The following is an 18,593-nucleotide window of genomic DNA, read 5'->3' on the forward strand; positions in this document are numbered from 1 at the left end:
CTGGCCGTCAAAGCCGCTTGCTTGCACCGGCAACGTCACCTGCCCGGGAGACCTGTCGCCGGCATCGACGTGAACCTGGCGTTCGGCGCGGCCGCCAACGGCGCGGTTGTCGGCCTCGACGCACCCCCGGAGCACGTCACCGGTCCGGTATTCGACCCGGCGGTGCCCGGCTCGTGGCTGGTGGACCTCTCCCACGTCGACCTGAACCGGGTGAAGGTCGCCAAGCAGTGGCGCGACCTTGAGGTCTGCTGCCCAGTCCGTTCACCCCGACCGGCGAACAGCCCGAGGGACCGGCCTGGTACGCAACGCCGACCGTGGCGTGTGCCGTCGAACTCGGCTACGACGTCACCCCTGTTGAGGCGTGGCTGCGGCCTCGGAGCGGGCGGTTCCTGGACGGCTGGTACAAACGGCTGCGCGACGCCTACGTCACCACCATGGCCGACCTCAAGGTTGCGGAGAAACTGCCCCCCGGCGAGTTCCTGAAGGCGATGGACGGCTACAAGGGGCGGGATCCTGAGCTGGGGATCGTGGTGGACGCGGTGAAGATGACCGTCAAGGGTGGCATCGGCAAGCTGCAGGAGAAGGCCCGGGGCGGCGGGTGGGTGCCGGGGCAGGCGTGGCCCGCGCTGGCCCGGCCGACGTGGCGCCCCGACATCCGGGCCGCCGTCATCTCCCGGGCCCGGATCAACATGCACCGCAAGATGGTCGCCCTCGCCGCCGCCACCGGCCGGTACCCGGTCGCGGTCATGTCCGACTGCGCCGTCTACACCGCCGACGGCCCCAGCCCCCTGGACGTCCTGCCCTACGACACGGACGGCAAGACCGTGCCCGGGTCATTCCGTCTCGGGGTCTCTCCCGGCATGGTCAAGCACGAAGGCACCCAGGACGTCCTGTGGGGCGTCGGAGTGTTGGAGCAGCTCGCTGCGGAGGGCAAGGTCGCCAACCTCGCCCGGTACATCAAGACCGGTGAGGTCACCGCCCGGGACACCGGAGAATAGGGAGCGGCGGATGGTCACCGTTGAGGAAGAACTTGGCCGGGCCGTGCAGCAGGCGTTCACGCGCCCGGTGCCCAAGTCCGCCGGAGCCCAGATGCGTTACCTCGTGCGCCAACACCGCGGCAGCACCCAGCAGGTCGCCGACCTGCTCGGCATCAGCCGGCGCACCGTGGAACGGTATGTGAAGGACCAGATCAAGCACCCCCGCCCGCACCTGGCCACCCGGCTGGAAAGGGAGGTCCGCACGCGGTGGCAGCCGCAGGTCAGAGCCCGGGCCCGGCAGAAAGCAGCCACCACCGACGGCATCATGATCGACGTCCAGGCCCGCTTCGGCTACACCGCCGCCGCCGGATCCACCGACCAGTCCCGCATCCGCCACCTCACCCTCGCCCTCCCACCCCACCACGCCGCCCGCCTCCTCGACGCCCAGACCGCAGGAGTCGACGAGGACCAGCTGCTCCAGCTCACCGCCGAAGCCCTCGGCGAAACCTACTTCCGCGACAGCGGACGCCGCGCCCAAGGACTCGAAGTCGAACTCACCGACCTCCTCGACCTCCAGTTCAGGCTCTAGACACAGAGCGGTGCGCGAGAGCTGGCCCCGCGGGCTTGACGGCGGCAGTGCCTAGCGGCTTGCAGGGCGTTCGGGCCTGCGAATGCCCTGCCGTGGGACGGACAACACCCCGCCGCTTCCACGGCAAAGCAGGGGTTCTCCGTGTTATGTGCCCTTCCCTTGACGGTGCTCCGATCCCGACGCCAGCTCCCGGCATCAACTTCAGGGGCTTCAGGAGTACCTCGGCCGGTTTGTGCACCAGATACCGCTGGTCAAGGGCGGCTGCCCAGCGGTCAGAGGGTTCAGGGCCAGCCGCGTAGGCACTCACCCCCTCCTCGCCTTGGTGCTGTTCGCCCTGAGGCTGCCCTTGCTAGAAGGTGAGCTGGTTCACATACCGCATGTCGGGTTTCTGCCACTTAGGGGCTCACGAACCCTCTAGATATTCACACAGGATCTTCATAGAGTCCCGCTGAGCTCCTCATCCTCGAGGATCTGTTTCTTCTTCGAGTGGGGTGGGGACTGTGTGGAGGCGTCTGCGTGCTCGTGGTGCAACGTCGCTGGTGATAGCCGGAGTCGGAGTGACCCTGCTGACTGGGCCCGCTCCGGAGGCGACGGCTGTGCCGTCTGGGGAGCGGGCGGCAGCTGCTGAGGCTGCCACCAGTGGCGAACCTGGGCTGGAAGCTGCTCAGATATCCGCGAAACAGACCGGTCGCCCAGTTGAGGTGACGTCGATGCGCGGTGAGAGCACTGATGTCTTTGCGACGCCTGAGGGCAATCTGGAGGCACGGGAGTACCTGCGGCCGATCCGGACCCGCGTGAAGGGTGTGTGGCAGCCCGTCGAGACTGACCTGGTCCGCTCAGCGGACGGCAGTGTTACACCCAAAGCGGCAACGGTCGGGCTGTCGTTCTCAGGAGGCGGCAGTGAGCCCCTGGTCCGGATGACCAGGGCAGGCAGGGAGCTTGCGCTTTCGTGGCCGGACGCGTTGCCGGAGCCTGAACTCGATGGGCCCCGGGCTACCTATCGTGATGTGTTGCCGGACGTCGACCTGCGCATGGAGGCACAGGAGGACGGCTTTACCCAGCTGCTGGTGGTCAACTCTGCGGAGGCCGCGGCGAACGAGAAGCTCTCCGAGCTGCGCTTGAAGCTGGCTGCCGATGGCATGCAGGTAAAAGAGACCGCATCGGGCGGTCTTGAGGCGATCGACAACGGTGCTCAGGGCACGGTGTTCGAGGCACCCCGGCCTGTGATGTGGGACTCAAGCACTCCCGCCTCCAGTGCTCCAGCCAACTCAGCAGTTTCAAAGCAATCGATGCCACGAACCAAGACGCTGCTCGCCAACGAGGAGGCCGGTGAGCCGGCTCCCACGGAGTCGGGAAAGCTGGCCCCGGTCGGGGTGACGCTTCCGGAGCATGGCAAGGAGTTGGTGTTGACTCCTGACGCCGACGTTCTGCGGGGCAAGGACACTGCTTACCCGGTCTTCATCGATCCTCAGTGGCACGCGCCCAAGGCCACAGCGTGGACGATGGCCTCGAAGTACTGGGCGTCATCACCGCAGTGGAAGTTCAACGGCGAGTCCACCGCCGGCATGGGCTACTGCGAGTGGAGCTACTGCGCGCCGCATGACACCAAGCGTTTGATGTACCGGATTTCGACGTCCCTTTTCGCCGGCAAGTCGATCCTGTCGGCGACGTTCGTCGTGCGGAGCACCTGGGCCGCGTCCTGCTCGGCCAGGGAGGTCGAGTTGTGGCGGACCAAGGACATCTCATCGTCGACGACCTGGAACTCGCAGAACGCATCCGGGTTCTGGATCAAGCAGATCGCCTCGGAGTCGTTCGCGTACGGCTACGACGGCTGTTCGGCGAAGGACGCCGAGTTCAACGTGAAGTCGGCGGTGCAGGAAGCTGCGAACAGCAAATCGTCGACGATGACGTTCGGGTTGCGTGCCGCGAACGAGGGCGACCGCTACGCCTGGAAGAGGTTCTCCGACAAGGCGCACCTGAGGGTCATCTACAACAAGCCGCCGCCTCAGGTGAAGATGTCGCAGCTCGTCATGGAGTACGGCGGTGTCTGCAAACGCCCTGACAATGTAGCGCGGGCGCGCACGCTCGGGCGGATCCACATCAACAACGTCACGGACCCGGACGGCGACAACATTGCCGTTGAGGTCCAGGCTGCGTGGGACGCGGGTGACGGCAAGGGCTCGATCGTGCGGTGGAAGTCGAAACGGACCGGCTTCGCCAGGTCGGGGTCGAGCTTCACCATGAGCCTTCCCTCCACGATTCCGCAGAACAAGACGGTGAGCTGGCATGTCCGCTCCCTCGACGGAGTGCCAGGTTCGGAGCTCGGCGGGCAGTACTCGCCCTGGTCCTCCGCGGGAGACGCGACAGCGTGCTACTTCGTCTACGACAAGACCGTCCCGGCGGCGCCGAGCATCGTTTCCGGTGAGTACCCCGCGTCCCGCCCCGAGGACCCGAACGATCCCTGGCTCGACGGCGTGGGCCAGTACGGCACGTTCACCTTCGACACGTCATCGAGTGACGTGACCCGCTACTGGTACGGGATCAACAACGATCCGACCTCGGCCCGGCAGCTCACCACGACCGGGGGCGCGGCCAAAGACATGCAACTCCTTCCCTCCAAGCCGGGGCTCAACTTCGTCACTGCCCAGGCCTTCGACGCTGCGGGCAACGGTTCGGAAATTCGTACCTACCAGTTCCGGGTCAAGGCCGGCCAGCCAGAACGCGCAACGTGGCAACTCGACGAACCTTCCGGTGCCGCCCAGGCGGACGGGTGGACCCCGCCCAGGACGCTTGGCCTCCAGGGCGGGGCCGTCACCGGGGCGCCGGGAACGAAGGGCACCGCACTCGAACTGAACGGTGTCGATGCCTACGCCTCCTCCGACCTCTCGGTGGTCGACACGACACGGGGCTTCACTGTCTCTTCGTGGGTGAACCTGTCCCGGCTGCCTTCCAGCGCGGCGATCGTGGCCGCCCAGCCGGGTAATCACAGCCCCAGCTTCGAGCTGTACTACTCCGCCAGCCTGAACCGGTGGGTGTTCAACCAGTACTCAGCCGACACCGCCGATGCCACACCGATCCGGGCGATGGCGGCCCAGCCCGGCGGGGTGACGGCAGGCGCCTGGACGCACCTGGTCGGAACGTATGACGGCGTCGCCAAGAAGCTCAGCCTGTACGTCAACGGCAAGCTCACCGGTGAGGCGTCGGTGTCCAGCCCGTGGAATGCCCGGCGGGGCCTCCAGATCGGCGCCGGCAGCTACAGCGGCGTGGCAAAGGCGTTCTTCCCCGGCGCGGTCGACGAAGTACAGATCTTCGACAAGGTGATAACCCAGCCGGAGGTCGACAAGCTGTACCTCAAGCAGACCGTAGGTGACCCGGGCCGCCCCGCCGTGGCAGTCTTCGAGCTCGACGAGGAGCCCGGCTCGAAGGAGATCCGCGGTCACGGCGGCGTGCTGCCGGCCAAGTACAACGGCGGTATCACCACCGGTGTCGCGGGTATCGCCGGCAAGGCTGCCCAGTTCAACGGAACCACCGGTTACGCCAAGATCGGCCAGACCAGCGGGCCGCACGTGAACACCTCACGCAGCTTCAGTGTGAGCGCCTGGGCCAAGCTGAACACCACGAAACCCACCAAGGCCGCGGTCATCGCCTCGCAGACCGGCAACTACGCTCCCGGCTTCGAGTTGTACTACTCGGCCACACACGACCGGTGGGCGTTCAACCAGTACTCAGCCGACACCGCCGATGCCACACCGGTCCGGGCCATGCAGCCGGACGGCTCCAGCGCACGGGCAGGTGAATGGGCCCATCTCACCGGTGTTCACGACACCGTCGCCAAAACCCTGACGCTCTACGTGAACGGGCAGAAGGCCCAGTCCGTCACCCTCGGCGACGCGTTCTACGCGAGCCAGTCGATGCTGATCGGTGCCGGGGCTTCGGGCACGGCCATCAGGAGCTTCTTCCCGGGGACGATCGATGACGTCCGTCTCTTCGAGCGGCCCGTATCGGCGGAGGAAGTCCAGCAGATCTTCCGCCAGCGCCCCCTGGTCAAGAGCCGCTGGAACTTCGAGGAGACGACTGCCGGCTCCCCGGTGACCACCCCGGACTCCTCACAGGAGCGGAACCGTCTAAGCCTGTACGGGGCACCGCAACTGGGGATGGGCATGGTGGACAACAGCAGTCTCCAGCTCAACGGCACCGACACCTATGCCGCGACGGCGACCATGCCGGTCGACACCGGTACCAGTTTCACGATGACGGCCTGGGCTCAGGCTGCTGCTGTGCCGGACCACGACATGGCGGTCCTCAGCGCAGGCGGCGCATCCCGCAGCGCCCTCGAGGTCCGCTTCCACCCCGATCCCTCCGACCCGGAGGGGAAGGGCCGCTGGGAACTCACAGTCGCCGACAAGGACGCCGCGGGCGCCGCGGTCAAGCAGGTGACCAATACCGAGTTCTCGGATGTCCGGGACTGGAATCACCTTGCCGTGGTCTACGACGGGTTCAACAAGGAAGCCAGTCTCTATGTCAACGGCGTCCTTCAGGAGATCGCCTGCCAAGACGCCGATGGTGACGGGGCTGCGGACGAAAGCGGCTGCCAGGACCTTGTGGCCTGGGCATCGGACGTACTGACCTTCAAAGCCTCCAAGTCGCTGCAGGTCGGGCGTGCCCAGGGAGACAGCCCCGGGCAGTACTTCGCAGGGGCGATCGACGACGTCTGGACTTTCCAGGGCGCCCTGAATGACAGCCAGATCGGTGAGCTCTACCGGGCCTGGTTCGACACACCCACGGAAGTACCCGCAGGCAGCTGACCGGCACGCCCTGGGGTGAGGCCGGCCCACCGGCCGGACTCACCCCAGAGTCTCCCCTCTTCTTCGCCTTCCTCACGACGTTTCGTGTTCTGCCCCTTGCCCGGCGGAACACCCAGGAGCAATGGACACCCACCCATGAGATCCGCTCGCACATCGCCTCCAGGAGCACGAACCCTCCGCCGCACCTCGCTGGTCCTGTCGACGGTGCTGATCGCCAGCCTGCTGCAAGCTGCAGCCCTGCCGGTCACCGCCATGGCTGCCTCGTCGAACCTCCCCGGCATGCCCGCCTCGGAGAAGCCCGTCGCCGGGGCAAAGGTCAGCAAGGTTCTGCCGCGGAAGGCGGCCAAGGGGCCTCGTGTTCCGGAGGAGAAGCCTCGCGCGGCTGCGCCCGCAGCCAGCGAAATCTCAGTTACGCTCCCGGCGGCCGGAACAAAGGGAGCCGCTCGCTTCGTCCGGCCCGAAGGGCAACCCGTAGGGATCGCTCCTGCCCGGCAAGAGCAATCGGCCAAGAAGGCGAACGGGAAGGCTCAGACAGCTCCAGCAGCGCCTTCCAGCCCGGTAGAGGTGACATCGCGCGTCTTCGGGAGCAAGCACGCCCGGCGCGCAGGTGTGAACGGCGCGCTGTTCGCGCTGACTCCGAAGGCCTCAGCCTCGGCACCTCGCGCTGCGAAGCCTCCGTCCGGCGTGCCTGCGGCCGTGACGGTGGACTACTCAGCATTCGCGGAGTCCTACGGTGGCTCGTACGCCTCGCGCATGCGTTTGGTGCAACTGCCCGCCTGCGCGCTGACGACCCCGGACGAGGCGGACTGCCGCCGAGCCACGGATCTGAAGGCAACCAATGACACAGCAGGTCAGTCGCTCACCGCGGACTTGATGACCTTGCGGACCGGGGCACCCACGGTGCTCGCTGCCACGGCTGCCGCCGCCGGGGACAAGGGCGACTTCAAGGCAACGACGCTGTCGCCTTCGTCGAGCTGGGACACCAGCCTCAACACTGGCGACTTCAGCTGGTCCTACGACATCCCCGTCCCCGAGGTACCGGGCGGCTTCAAGCCCCAGATCGGCCTCTCCTACTCCTCCGGGGCCATCGACGGGCGGTCCGGAGGGACCAACAACCAGGGCTCCTGGGTCGGTGACGGGTTCGACTTGTGGCCCGGGTTCATCGAGCGCCGCTACAAGCCGTGCGTGGACGATGGGGTCAAGAACGCTGACGGCAGCGAGCCCGGTGACATGTGCTGGGCCTACGACAACGCGTTCATCTCCTTCAACGGTGCCAGCGGTGAGCTCGTCCCCGCGGGGAAGGACGAGTTCAAGCTCAAGAAGGACGACGGCACTCGCATCGCCCGGCTGGAATCCGCCGACCGGGCCAACGGGGACAACGACAACGAGTACTGGCGCCTGACCACGTCCAACGGCACCCAGTACTTCTTCGGCTACAACCGGCTGCCCGGTTGGGCTGCCGGAAAGCCCACCACCGACTCGACCTGGACGCACCCGGTATACGGCAACAACACTGGCGAGAAGTGCCACGGCACGACCTTCGCTACCTCCTGGTGCCAGCAGGCGTGGCGGTGGAACCTCGACTACGCCGTCGATACCCACGGCAACACGGTCAGTTACCACTACACCAAGGAGGAGAACTCCTACGGCCGGAACCTCAAGGCCGACGACGACACCCCGTACACCCGTGGCGGCGTCCTCAAGCGCATCGACTACGGGCAGAAGTCCAACGACCTCTACGCCACCAAGCCTCTCTCGCAGGTCGTCTTCCACAACTCTGAGCGCTGCCTGCCCCAGACGGGAGTCACCTGCGCCCCGGACACCATCGACGCGAAGTCGTTCTACTGGTACGACACCCCCTGGGACCTCAACTGCAAAGCCGGAACCAGCTGCGACAACGGCCGGCTCTCCCCCTCGTTCTGGACCCGCCACCGGCTCACCGGCATCACCTCCCAGGTCCTGAACACCGGTGGCACCTACGACAAGGTCGACTCCTGGAAGCTCGAACACCGGTGGGGCATGGCCGACACCGACTACCAGCTCCTCCTGGACAGCATTCAGCGCACCGGTGAATCCGCCACGCCCACCATCACGCTGCCGAAAACGACTTTCAGCTACACCCAGCTCGCCAACCGGCTGGACAAGACCGGTGACGGCTACGCACCGTTCGTCAAGGGCCGACTGAACCACATCGACGACGAATACGGCTCCAGCGTCGTAGCCAACTACTCAACCGCCGCGTGCAGCTGGTCCGCGCTGCCCACCCCGGAGACCAACACCACACGCTGCTTCCCGCAGTATCTCGGCGGCACGAGCTCAGAACCTGCGGAGCTGCACTGGTTCAACAAGTACGTGACCACGTCGGTCACGACCAAGGACCGCACCGGCGGCGCCCCCGACGAGGTCACCCACTACCAGTACCTCGGCAACGCCGCCTGGCACTACAACGACGATGACGGTTTGACCAAGGAGAAGGAAAAGACCTGGTCCCAGTGGCGCGGCTACGGCCAGGTCCGGGTCCAGACCGGCGGGGACGGAGGCGACGTCCCTCTCAAGACGCAGCAGGACTCCTACTTCCTGCGGGGTATGGACGGCGACCGCAAGGACAAGAGCGGCGGTTCCAAGAACGTTGCCGTCACCCTGGGCGCCGGTGAGGGCGACCCGATCACCGATCACGAGTCCGCCGCCGGTTTCACCTACAAGTCGGTCACGTTCGACAAGCCGGGCGGCAAGGTCCTGGAGAAGTCCGTCCAGCGCCCGTGGCACCACGAGACGGCGAAGAAGGTCCGCGACTGGGGAACCGTCACCGCCAACTTCACCGGTGCCTCGCTCTCCAAGCAGTGGATCTCCCTGGACAACGGAGCCGGTGCCCAGTGGCGCACGATGTCCAAGTCCACCAAGCAGGACACCATCGCCGGCCGGGTCGTGCAGGTCGAGGACCGCGGCGACGACGCGATAGCCACCGACGACCAGTGCACCCGCACGACCTATCCCCCGGTGACGAGCAAGAACATCCTCGGCCTCACCTACCGCGTCGAGACGGTGGCCAAGGCATGTGACGTCACGCAGATCGACCGGGCCAAGGACGTCGTCTCCGACGCGCTGGCCGCCTACGACGGTGCCGCCTACGGGGCAGCGCCGACCAAGGGAGACCTCACCGCCGGCGCCAAGCTGAAGAGCCACGACGGGACCAAGGCCACCTACCTGGAAAGCACCACTGCCCACGACGCTTACGGGCGCCAGACCAGCATGGTGGACCTGTCTGCCGACGTCACGGTCACCGGAACCTCGGCTCCCGTACGCACGGCACGCAGCGGCGGCCTCACCACAACAACCGCCTACACCCCGGCCACCGGGCTGCCCACCCAGATCAAGGTCACCACACCGCCCGCCACAGCCGGTGTCGCGACGTCGTCCCTGACGTCCACCACCACCGTGGACCCCCGGCGGAACAGCACCGTCAAACAGACCGACGTCAACAACAACTCCACCCAGATCGCGTACGACGCGCTGGGCCGCACCGCCAAGGTATGGGAGGCGAACCGGACGACCAGCCAGACGCCGACCGAAGAGTTCGAGTACACGATCACCGAAGGCCAGCCGGTCGCGGTGGCCGCGAAGACCCTGGACAACAAGGGCGGCCAGGTCACCTCATGGGTGCTGTATGACGGATACCTCCGCCAGCGCCAGACCCAGGCTCCCGGTCCTGAGGACGGAAGCATCCTGAGCGACACCTTCTACGACGAGCGTGGCCTGCCCACCAAGGCATTCGCGCCCTACTACACGACCACGAAACCGTCGGCCAAGATCTTCAAGCCCGACAACGCATGGTCCGTCGAAACACAGACCCACACCGCCTACGACGGCCTGAACCGTGCCGTCGAGACACAGCAGGTCCGTGGGAACGGCGACGGCGGGAAGGTCCTCAGCACCACGAGAACCATCTACGGAGGGGATCGAACCACGGTCATCCCGCCCGTAGGCGCCACCGCCACCACGACCCTCACCGACGCCCGCGGCAAGACCACAGAACTGCGCCAGCACCATCTCCGCTCCGCCAGTGCCGCGTACGACAGCACGCTCTACCAGCACACGCGCAGAGGAGAGCTCAGCAAGGTCACCGGCCCGGACAACAACAGCTGGACCTACGAATACGACCAGCTCGGGCGCCAGACGAAGCTGACCGACCCTGACAAGGGTCCCACCGAAAGCACCTACAACGACCGCGGCCAGCTGGTGTTCAGCAAGGGCTCACGCACGGACGTCCCCGGTCTCGCCTACGTCTACGACGGTCTCGGACGCCAGATTGAGGTGCGTGAGAGTTCAGCGACGGGCGCCCTGCGCATTAAGCACGAGTACGACACCGTCAGCCGTGCCAAGGGACATCTCGCCGCCTCCACGCGCTACGTGGGAAGCAAGCAGTACACCACCAAGGTCACGCAGTACGACGCTCTCTACCGTGCGGTCAGAACCTCCGTCGTCATCCCCGCAGCAGAAGGGGACGAAGGCAAACTTGCCGGGACCTACCAGACCGGATCCACGTTCCTGCCCTCCGGCCTGCCCGACGGAACCAACTACTCCGCCGCCGGCAGCCTCCCAGGCGGCTCCGTGGGCTACGCCTACGAAGAGCAGACCCTCAGGCCGATCCAGGTCTACGGGCAGGGCATCTCCGGCACCACCTCCTACAGCTACACCGGCAAGCCGCTCGTGCACGATGTCGCTCTGACCGACGGCGGCAAGCTCACCAGGATCACCAACTCCTACGAGCCCGGTACCCAGCGACTGGCTACAACGCGTGTCGACCGGGAGGAACAGGCAGGCGTGGACCGCCACGCCACCTACCAGTACGACGAAGCGGGCAACATCCTGTCCATCGCGGACGTCTCCCGCACCGGCACCGACAACCAGTGCTTCACCTACGACTACCTCACCCGGCTGACCGAGGCCTGGACCCAGCCCGTCACCACCTGTGCCGCGGCACCAGCAGCCGACAAACTCGGGGGCCCGGAACCCTACTGGCAGTCCTTCACCTACGACAAAGCCGGCAACCGCAAGACCGAAACCCAGCACGACAGCACCGGCAACACCGCCAAAGACATCAGCCGCGTCTACACCTACCCGCCGGCCGGCGCCAAGAACGCCCACAGCCTCACCTCACGCACCACCACAGGCCCCTCCGGAACCAACACCGAGTCCTACGCCTACGACCCCGCGGGCAACACCACCACCCGCCCAGGCCAGAAACTCACCTGGGATGCCGAAGGCCACCTCGCCACCGTCACCGAGAACAGCAAAACCACCAGCTACCTCTACGACGCAGGCGGCAACCGGCTGATCGGCCGCACCCCCACCGAGGTCACCCTCTACCTCGGCCACACCGAAGTCACCGTCCGCAAGGGAGCCGACAAGGCCGAAGCCACCCGGTACTTCGACCTCGGCGGCGGACAGACAGCCATACGCAGCGACGACGGAACCTTCTCCTTCACCGTCGCCGACCACCACGGCACCGGCGAACTCGCCATCCAGGCCAACACCCTCGCCATCACCCAGCGCCGCACCCTGCCCTTCGGCGAAATCCGCGGCCAGACACCCACCACCTGGCCCGGCACCAGAGGCTTCGTCGGCGGCACCGACGACACCAAAACCACCGGCCTCACCCACCTCGGCGCCCGCGAATACGACCCCGACCTCGGCCGCTTCATCTCCGTCGACCCGATCCTCGACCTGGCCGACCCCCAACAGATGAACGGCTACAACTACGCCAACAACAACCCCACCACCCTCTCCGACCCGACCGGGCTACGCCCCGACGGAGCCTGCGGCGGAACCGGCTCCTGCGGAGCCGACACCGGCAACTGGACAAAAACCCAAGACGGCTGGGACTACAAAGAAACCCAGACCGAATCCTCGCTACCCCAGGACAGTGGATCAGGGAACACCGAAGGTGACAACGAAGGTGCCGGAAAGCCCAAGCCCATCGACAAGCAGCCGGTAATCGAAGGCGTACGCATTCCAACAAAGGCCGAGCTCTACGCACGGAACTACTCGATGGGCGACCTCGACGTCTCCTATTCAGAGATGATCGTCAAATGGGCCGACGGCCAGTGCATGGCCGACCCCAGTAGCGATTTCTGTGCGAGGGCCCATGAACTTGGATGGATCAGCCCAAGCAAGGGTGACATGCTTGAGATCCTGGGAGTCCGCGACGCGGAACGTTGCGCGAAAGGCAGCGGAACGGCTTGCATCTGGACTGCCGTGGGATTCATTCCGATTGGAGGCTGGGTCGCCAAACTCGCGAAGGCCGCGAAGGCCGCGAAGCTGGCTAAGTCAGCCCCCGACTGCAACAGTTTCCTCCCGGACACCAAAGTCCTCATGGCTGACGGAACACACAAGGAAATATCGGCAGTAGAAGTCGGGGACGAAGTCCTGGCCACTGATCCCATAACTGGCGAGACCAAACCGAAGAAGATCACCAGGGAAATCCTCGGCAACGGCCAGAAGACTCTCGTTGAGATCACCGTAGAACATACCAAAACCTCGACTTCTGACACGACGATCACAACCACGGCTAACCACCCCTTCTGGATTCCAGAGCAAAATAGATGGGTTTATGCAGCAGAAATTCGCGCGGGGCAATCACTGTTGACCAGCGGTGGATCACACGCACGCGTCGTGGGCACCAAGAACTGGGCCCAGGTTGCCGAGGTCCGCAACCTGACCGTCGAAGACCTGCACACGTACTATGTCCTCGCAGGCAGTACACCAGTACTCGTGCACAACAGCTCAGGTATCGCATCAATCGATGACCTTAGAGGCGGAGCCTACTTTCATACGGTTCTGAGCACAGCCAAAGGGGACATAGACGTCGGAGCCTTCGTCGAAATCGATGGAAATAAGATCGTGCTGGATAATATATCCATCTATGGAGCGAACGGAGATCTCCCCCGAGGCTCTGTCGGCGCAAGTGATTTCTTGGCCCTTAAAAGAAAGGTAACCGACGCGGCGACAGCCCAAGGATTCGAGAAGCTTGAGGTAAACTGGCTTCGCACGAGCTCAGGCCCCGAGAATGGCAAGTCGGGAAAATGGGAAATTGACCTCCCTAAAGGATGCTAGCGAAAACTCACCAACCAATGGGAAGAGTATCCACATGGATAGGTACCTGAGCGCACTAAGCTCAGTTCGCGGGGACCTTGGCGACAACGCTAACCGTGAGGCAATCCTGATAAAGTTGAAGAAGGCGGGCCTCTCTCAAGTCGAATGTATTCGCGCCGTCGTAGATCTCGGATTGAGCAGTCGAGGAGACGCCAAGCACCTAGTGCATACCAGTCAGGCTTGGTCATCCAACAGACTGCAAAGCGAGCGCTTGCATGATAGCCTAGAAAGGCTAATGGATGAAAATCCATAGCCTATCTCGGGTTGCCGCGAAACCGATCGGACTTACCTATTTCGGCATCTGATTTCCGTGCCGATCTAGGATCAAAAGTCCGAGCTCGAAAGATCCTCGACCCTGAAGTGCCTGCGGTGAGGCCCCGCCAGTCATCGTACTGGCGGGGCTTTTTTATGCGACGGAACGACCTAACGGTCGAAACCTCCATACGTACTATGTGGGAGCGGTTAAGTCGCTACTGCTGCTCGCCGCTACCGACCGCCGGGAGGCGGCCACAATGGACCCCGATCTTGTTCGTGGCTCAACAATGGGACCTCCTACTTTCGGTCCGGTATAGCTCCCCTCCTGTTGCCGGTGGTGGGACTGTAAATCGTTCGGTGTAACTCCCGATCAAGGAAGATGCACCGATGACCAGTGAGAACGTGGCCGAGGCCGAGACCGTCGAGCCATCTGAGGCTGTGGTGCCGACGTCCATGGACGACCGGCTGATCGACGAGTTGGTCTCCCGCGCCCAGGCCGAGGGCCTGCAGCTGACCGGCGAGGGCGGACTGCTCCAGCTGCTGACGAAGCGGCTGCTGGAGTCCGCCCTGGAGGGCGAGATCACCGACCACCTCGGCTACGACAAGCACGATCCGACCGGGAAGAACGGCGGCAACTCCCGCAACGGCACCCGCCCCAAGACCGTGCTGACGGACGTCGGACCGGTCGAGATATCAGTGCCCCGTGACCGGGACGGCTCCTTCGAGCCGAAGATCGTCAAGAAGCGTCAGAAACGCCTGACCGGCGTGGACGAGATGGTCATCTCCCTGTCCGCGAAGGGCCTGACCACCGGCGAGATCCAAGCCCACCTCGCGGAGGTCTATGGCGCCGACGTCTCCCGCCAGACGATCTCCACGATCACCGACAAGGTCATGGACGGAATGGCCGAGTGGCAGAACCGGCCGCTCGACGCCGTCCATCCGGTGGTCTTCATCGACGCAATCCATGTGAAGATCCGCGACGGCGCCGTCGCCAACCGGCCCATCTACGTCGCCCTGGCCGTCACCACCGAAGGCCGGCGCGACATCCTGGGGCTGTGGGCCGGCGACGGCGGCGAGGGCGCCAAGCACTGGATGCACATCCTCACCGAGATCAAGAACCGCGGCGTGAACGACGTCCTCATGCTGGTCTGCGACGGACTGAAGGGGCTGCCCGACGCGGTCGAGACCGTCTGGCCGAAGACGATCGTGCAGACCTGCGTGGTCCACCTGCTGCGGAACTCCTTCCGCTATGCCGCCCGCCAGGACTGGGACAAGATCGCCAAGCTCCTCAAGCCCGTCTACACCGCGGCGACCGAGGACGCGGCCCTCGAACGCTTCGCGGAGTTCGCCGACGCCTGGGGCAGGAAGTATCCGGCGATCGTGAGGCTGTGGGAGAACGCGTGGGAGGAGTTCACCCCCTTCCTGCGGTTCGACACCGAGATCCGCCGCATCGTCTGCACCACGAACGCGATCGAGTCCGTGAACGCCAGGATCCGGCGGGCGGTCAAGGCCCGCGGCCATTTCCCCAACGAGACCGCTGCCTTGAAGTGCGTCTACATGGCCATCATGTCCCTGGACCCCACCGGCCGAGGTCAGGCCCGCTGGACCATGCGCTGGAAGACCGCGCTCAACGCCTTCGACATCACCTTCGACGGCCGTCTCTCCGCAGTCCGTCAGTAACCCCAACCACCCTCGTTACACCGTTCGATTGACAGACCCCCCGGCCAGCGAGGCGGACCAACTCGCCAAGCTCTCGGAGATCCGGGCCAGCGGCGACATCTCCGAGGAGGAGTTCCGCCGGGCCAAAGAGAAAGTGCTCCACTCCTAGGTCGCGCCGGGCACGCCCGTCGGTCCCAGCCAGACGGGCGTGCCCGGCCGGCAGGGGCCGGGTCGGCGACAGAGTCCGTCGCCGATCTGGCGTACAGAACCATCGACCTAACGAGCTCGTGCACGGTAGGCGGTGAGACGTCGAGGCTGTCGGCGGGGCTCGGTGTTCACCTCTGCCGTGTCGACGTCAGGTCCGCGGTCTGCTGATGGGACAGCAGGCCGGCGACGGCTTGGACGGTGTCGCTCATGTGCTCGCGGCGGCCGAGGTGGCGGGCCAGGGCACGCCAATTTTTTAGATGGGCGATGCCGTGCTCGACCCGGATCCGCCTTGAGGAGTGCCTTGCGCTGGCGTTTGTGCATCTCCTCGTACCAGTGCGGGGCGTTCTTCTTGAACTTGCGGTGTGGTGGTGCCACCACCCGGCCGCCGGTCCGCGCGCCAAGGCCCTGGTAGCCGGCATCGGCGAGAATCTCGGCCGCGGGCCCGTCGGCCAAGAGCTTGACCAGCCCTAATTGGCGGGCGTGAGTGATGTCCGCGCAGCTTGCGGGTCGTGCTGGGCTGCACCACAGCACGCGGCCTTCGGCGTCCGTGACCACCATGGACTTGACGGCGTTCTGCTTGTTCTTGCCGGAGATGAACTTGTCGCGGTTTCTTCCGTCCGGCGGCGGGCCGACGGACCCGGGATCTCGGTGCCGTCGATGATGCCGGTCGTCCCGCTCGCGCCGAGGTGGTCGACGACGTCGGCCAGAGTTCGCAGCCGCACGTCGGGGCTGATGGTGCAGCCTCGCTCGGCGAGCAGGGGCCGCACCTCGCCGACGGCCCGGGTGATGGTGGAACGGTCCACGCCGAACCAGGAGGCCAGCACGTCGTGGGTGCCCCCGTGACGAAGATGGACGAGCGTGGCCAGCAGCCGATCGACAAACACCAGCCGGTGCTTTGCGCCGACGCCCACGGCCCGCTTCCGTGGCCGGGAGGTGAGCCGGGCCTGGTGACGCTCTTGCCACAACGGGCCTATCTCCACGACGAGTTCAGCAATCACTCCCACAGCCAGGCCCGTGATCCGCCGATTACTGATGATCACCGCACGCGTCGAGTCCCCACCACAAGACCATGATCAAGGATCAGGAGGTCGACGTCTCACCCCCTACCGCGCACGAGTTCGTTAGGGGTCTCTACCGGACCAATTCTCACATGTCTCCCCGGCCGAACGGCTCCTTGGGTTCCGCGCCGACGATTCCGCCCGCCGTCGCCGTCGCGTCCTGGCTGCTCTCGATGACCTGACGCGCGACGCCCTGCCGATCAGGGTGTCCGCCGTCGCTCGCCTGACGGGCGTCCATCGCAGCTTGATCTACCGGTACAGCGATCTACACGCAGCCGTCCTGAGCCGAGCCGCACAACCGCGGGAGGGGCCTGAAAGCCGCAGGTCAGCCGACAGTAACTGCTGGCCGATCTGGCAAACCTCACCGACCGCAACACCCGCCTCGCGCGGCACGTGTACCGGCTCGAACAACGCCCGTCCGAAGCTTTCGGACTGGACGCCTGGAACGCCACCGGCCTTGGTGCTCCCCAAGGCACCGGGGCTCTCCAGAGAAAGATCGACGACCTCGAACAACAGGTGGCCGAACTCCGTGACCGGCTCACCGAACGCGAGAGGACCTCGAGCCTGCGCGGGTGACCAACCGGGAGCTGATGACCCAGCTCAACAGCTCCTCCCGCCCTCTGCGGTGAGCGCGGAGCCGTTCCAGGGCTGACCGGCGGGTTTGCGGGTCTTGGCGTGTCAGGTTTCCGGGGTGCGCAGGGCGAGGATGGCCATGTCGTCGTGACCGTCGCTGGGGTGGTGGTCGGCCAGGGTGTCCACGAAGTCCTGCAGGGGGAGGCTGGCGTGGAGGGTGGCTAGTTCGGCGAGGGCGGCGAGGCCGTCGTCGATAGTGTGGGCGGGGTGCTCGATGAGGCCGTCAGTGAAGAAGACCACGGTGGCGCCCGCGGGAAGGGGATGGGTGTGGTCGGGGCGGGGTTGTCCGGCGATGACGGCGAGTGGCAGGCCCGGCTCGGCGTGGAGGTATCGTGCCTGCTCGCCGGGCGTGATCAGCAGCGGGGGGAGGTGGCCCGCGGTGCTCCAGTGCAGGGTCCAGCCCTGGTGCGCGAATCGGCGACGTCGTCGGCCACGACCTGCACTCGGCGGCCGCCATGGCCCAGACCCGCAGCATGCTCCGCGCCCTTCACCGACGGCGATCAGGTGATCGTCCAGGCGATCGCCCCCTCCACCATGGTCGCTCTCAACGACGTCGATGCCATGGCCCCGGTCGTGGACGAGGCTACTCGCCACCTCGACGCAGCACTCGCCTCCCTCGCGGAAGGCGGTGCGTGAACGGCGACCGCCTGCCGGCCGACCGCCGCGCCCTCCGCGAGGGCGGTCGGCCGTGGAGAGGCCGTCAGTCTGCGAGACTGAGTGGGGGCAAGGCTGTGAGCTGCCTTGCGATATCGTCTGCCCATGCGTCGACCGCTGCCCAGTCCCGGTGGTCTCCGTAACGACAGCCGAGTAGACGAAAAAGCACAGCCCCCTTGCGGTCCAAGTGTTCCCGCCGAATCACGCCCGAAAAGCGCCGATGCTCGAGGGGATGGACGGCATCGACGAGCGCGGCGACACGCGGTTGCACGGCGCGGTCGGCCAGCAGGCGCAAGAGCCTGGGCAGGGCGGCGGACATCCCAACACTGAACATCCACACCGGCAGCCCACGCAACTCCTCGGCGCCGGCCAGGACGGCGGCTTCCGCCGTCGGTAGCCAGGCTCCGTCATGAACCGCGCTCCCCATGACGAACGCGTCAACCCGCGGGAGGCCCTGCCCACCGAGGGCTGAGGTCAGCGACCGCACGTCGACATGGTGACCGTGAGTTCGCAGCCGAGTGCCGATCCGTGAGGCGATCTCCTGCGTGGAGTGATGCTCGGATGCGTACAGGATGCGCACAAGTGCCATGTTTCTGCCTCCGTC

At 65.7% G+C, this 18,593-nt stretch carries 8 protein-coding genes and 5 pseudogenes; 8 read left to right on the top strand and 5 right to left on the bottom strand.

What is annotated here, in order from left to right; genetic code table 11:
- Positions 1 to 48: 48 nt before the first annotated feature.
- From WQO_RS00070 to WQO_RS34495, 6 genes and pseudogenes are all read left to right on the top strand, one after another.
- A pseudogene (locus WQO_RS00070) lies at positions 49 to 998 on the top strand (telomere-associated protein Tap); the annotation flags it as partial.
- Between the two features lie 10 nt (positions 999 to 1,008).
- Positions 1,009 to 1,566, top strand: coding sequence for a telomere-protecting terminal protein Tpg (tpg, locus tag WQO_RS00075; RefSeq protein WP_010063899.1), 558 nt, complete (start codon positions 1,009 to 1,011; stop codon positions 1,564 to 1,566).
- Positions 1,567 to 2,276: 710 nt separating this feature from the next.
- Positions 2,277 to 6,371, top strand: a complete 4,095-nt coding sequence (locus WQO_RS00080) for a LamG-like jellyroll fold domain-containing protein (RefSeq protein ID WP_237274074.1) — start codon at positions 2,277 to 2,279, stop codon at positions 6,369 to 6,371.
- A gap of 135 nt (positions 6,372 to 6,506) precedes the next feature.
- A complete protein-coding gene (locus tag WQO_RS00085; RefSeq protein WP_418082095.1) occupies positions 6,507 to 13,484 on the top strand; it encodes a polymorphic toxin-type HINT domain-containing protein in 6,978 nt (2,325 codons plus the stop codon).
- Between the two features lie 747 nt (positions 13,485 to 14,231).
- Positions 14,232 to 15,458, top strand: a complete 1,227-nt coding sequence (locus tag WQO_RS00090; protein WP_193407255.1) for an IS256 family transposase — start codon at positions 14,232 to 14,234, stop codon at positions 15,456 to 15,458.
- Between the two features lie 52 nt (positions 15,459 to 15,510).
- Positions 15,511 to 15,606: pseudogene (locus WQO_RS34495) on the top strand (SHOCT domain-containing protein); the annotation flags it as partial.
- Between the two features lie 107 nt (positions 15,607 to 15,713).
- Here the strand turns inward: WQO_RS34495 and WQO_RS36510 are convergent.
- From WQO_RS36510 to WQO_RS36600, 4 genes and pseudogenes are all read right to left on the bottom strand, one after another.
- Positions 15,714 to 16,457, bottom strand: a complete 744-nt coding sequence (locus WQO_RS36510) for a transposase family protein (RefSeq protein WP_237274197.1) — start codon at positions 16,455 to 16,457, stop codon at positions 15,714 to 15,716.
- Positions 16,442 to 16,684 (bottom strand): annotated as a pseudogene (locus WQO_RS37235) (transposase family protein); the annotation flags it as partial. The gene WQO_RS36510 and the pseudogene WQO_RS37235, both read right to left, overlap by 16 nt.
- A 106-nt stretch (positions 16,685 to 16,790) precedes the next feature.
- The gene (locus WQO_RS36075) at positions 16,791 to 16,940 is read right to left on the bottom strand and encodes a hypothetical protein (RefSeq protein ID WP_158073265.1); all 150 of its coding nucleotides are present in this window, start codon (positions 16,938 to 16,940) and stop codon (positions 16,791 to 16,793) included.
- 440 nt (positions 16,941 to 17,380) lie between these two features.
- Positions 17,381 to 17,737, bottom strand: a pseudogene (locus tag WQO_RS36600) (PP2C family protein-serine/threonine phosphatase); the annotation flags it as partial.
- 5 nt (positions 17,738 to 17,742) lie between these two features.
- Between WQO_RS36600 and WQO_RS36215 the strand changes: the two are divergent.
- Both WQO_RS36215 and WQO_RS36605 read left to right on the top strand, forming a co-directional pair.
- A pseudogene (locus WQO_RS36215) lies at positions 17,743 to 17,823 on the top strand (SpoIIE family protein phosphatase); the annotation flags it as partial.
- A 16-nt stretch (positions 17,824 to 17,839) separates the two neighbouring features.
- The gene (locus tag WQO_RS36605) at positions 17,840 to 17,971 is read left to right on the top strand and encodes a hypothetical protein (RefSeq protein WP_418082129.1); all 132 of its coding nucleotides are present in this window, start codon (positions 17,840 to 17,842) and stop codon (positions 17,969 to 17,971) included.
- 64 nt (positions 17,972 to 18,035) lie between these two features.
- Here WQO_RS36605 and WQO_RS00105 read toward each other — a convergent pair whose 3' ends face one another.
- Positions 18,036 to 18,578: a flavodoxin domain-containing protein gene (locus WQO_RS00105; RefSeq protein WP_010063888.1), complete on the bottom strand. Its 543-nt coding sequence runs from the start codon at positions 18,576 to 18,578 to the stop codon at positions 18,036 to 18,038.
- Positions 18,579 to 18,593: the final 15 nt, after the last annotated feature.

The sequence above is a fragment of the Streptomyces globisporus C-1027 genome (assembly GCF_000261345.2).
GTDB classification, from domain to species: domain Bacteria; phylum Actinomycetota; class Actinomycetes; order Streptomycetales; family Streptomycetaceae; genus Streptomyces; species Streptomyces pakalii.

What these genes read in the sequence shown, in the direction of transcription:
- tpg (WP_010063899.1), top strand. Translation starts at nt 1,009, where the DNA reads ATGGTCACCGTTGAGGAAGAACTTGGCCGGGCCGTGCAGCAGGCGTTC.
- WQO_RS00080 (WP_237274074.1), top strand. Translation starts at nt 2,277, where the DNA reads ATGCGCGGTGAGAGCACTGATGTCTTTGCGACGCCTGAGGGCAATCTG.
- WQO_RS00085 (WP_418082095.1), top strand. Translation starts at nt 6,507, where the DNA reads ATGAGATCCGCTCGCACATCGCCTCCAGGAGCACGAACCCTCCGCCGC.
- WQO_RS00090 (WP_193407255.1), top strand. Translation starts at nt 14,232, where the DNA reads ATGGACGACCGGCTGATCGACGAGTTGGTCTCCCGCGCCCAGGCCGAG.
- WQO_RS36075 (WP_158073265.1), bottom strand. Translation starts at nt 16,940, where the DNA reads ATGGACGCCCGTCAGGCGAGCGACGGCGGACACCCTGATCGGCAGGGC.
- WQO_RS00105 (WP_010063888.1), bottom strand. Translation starts at nt 18,578, where the DNA reads ATGGCACTTGTGCGCATCCTGTACGCATCCGAGCATCACTCCACGCAG.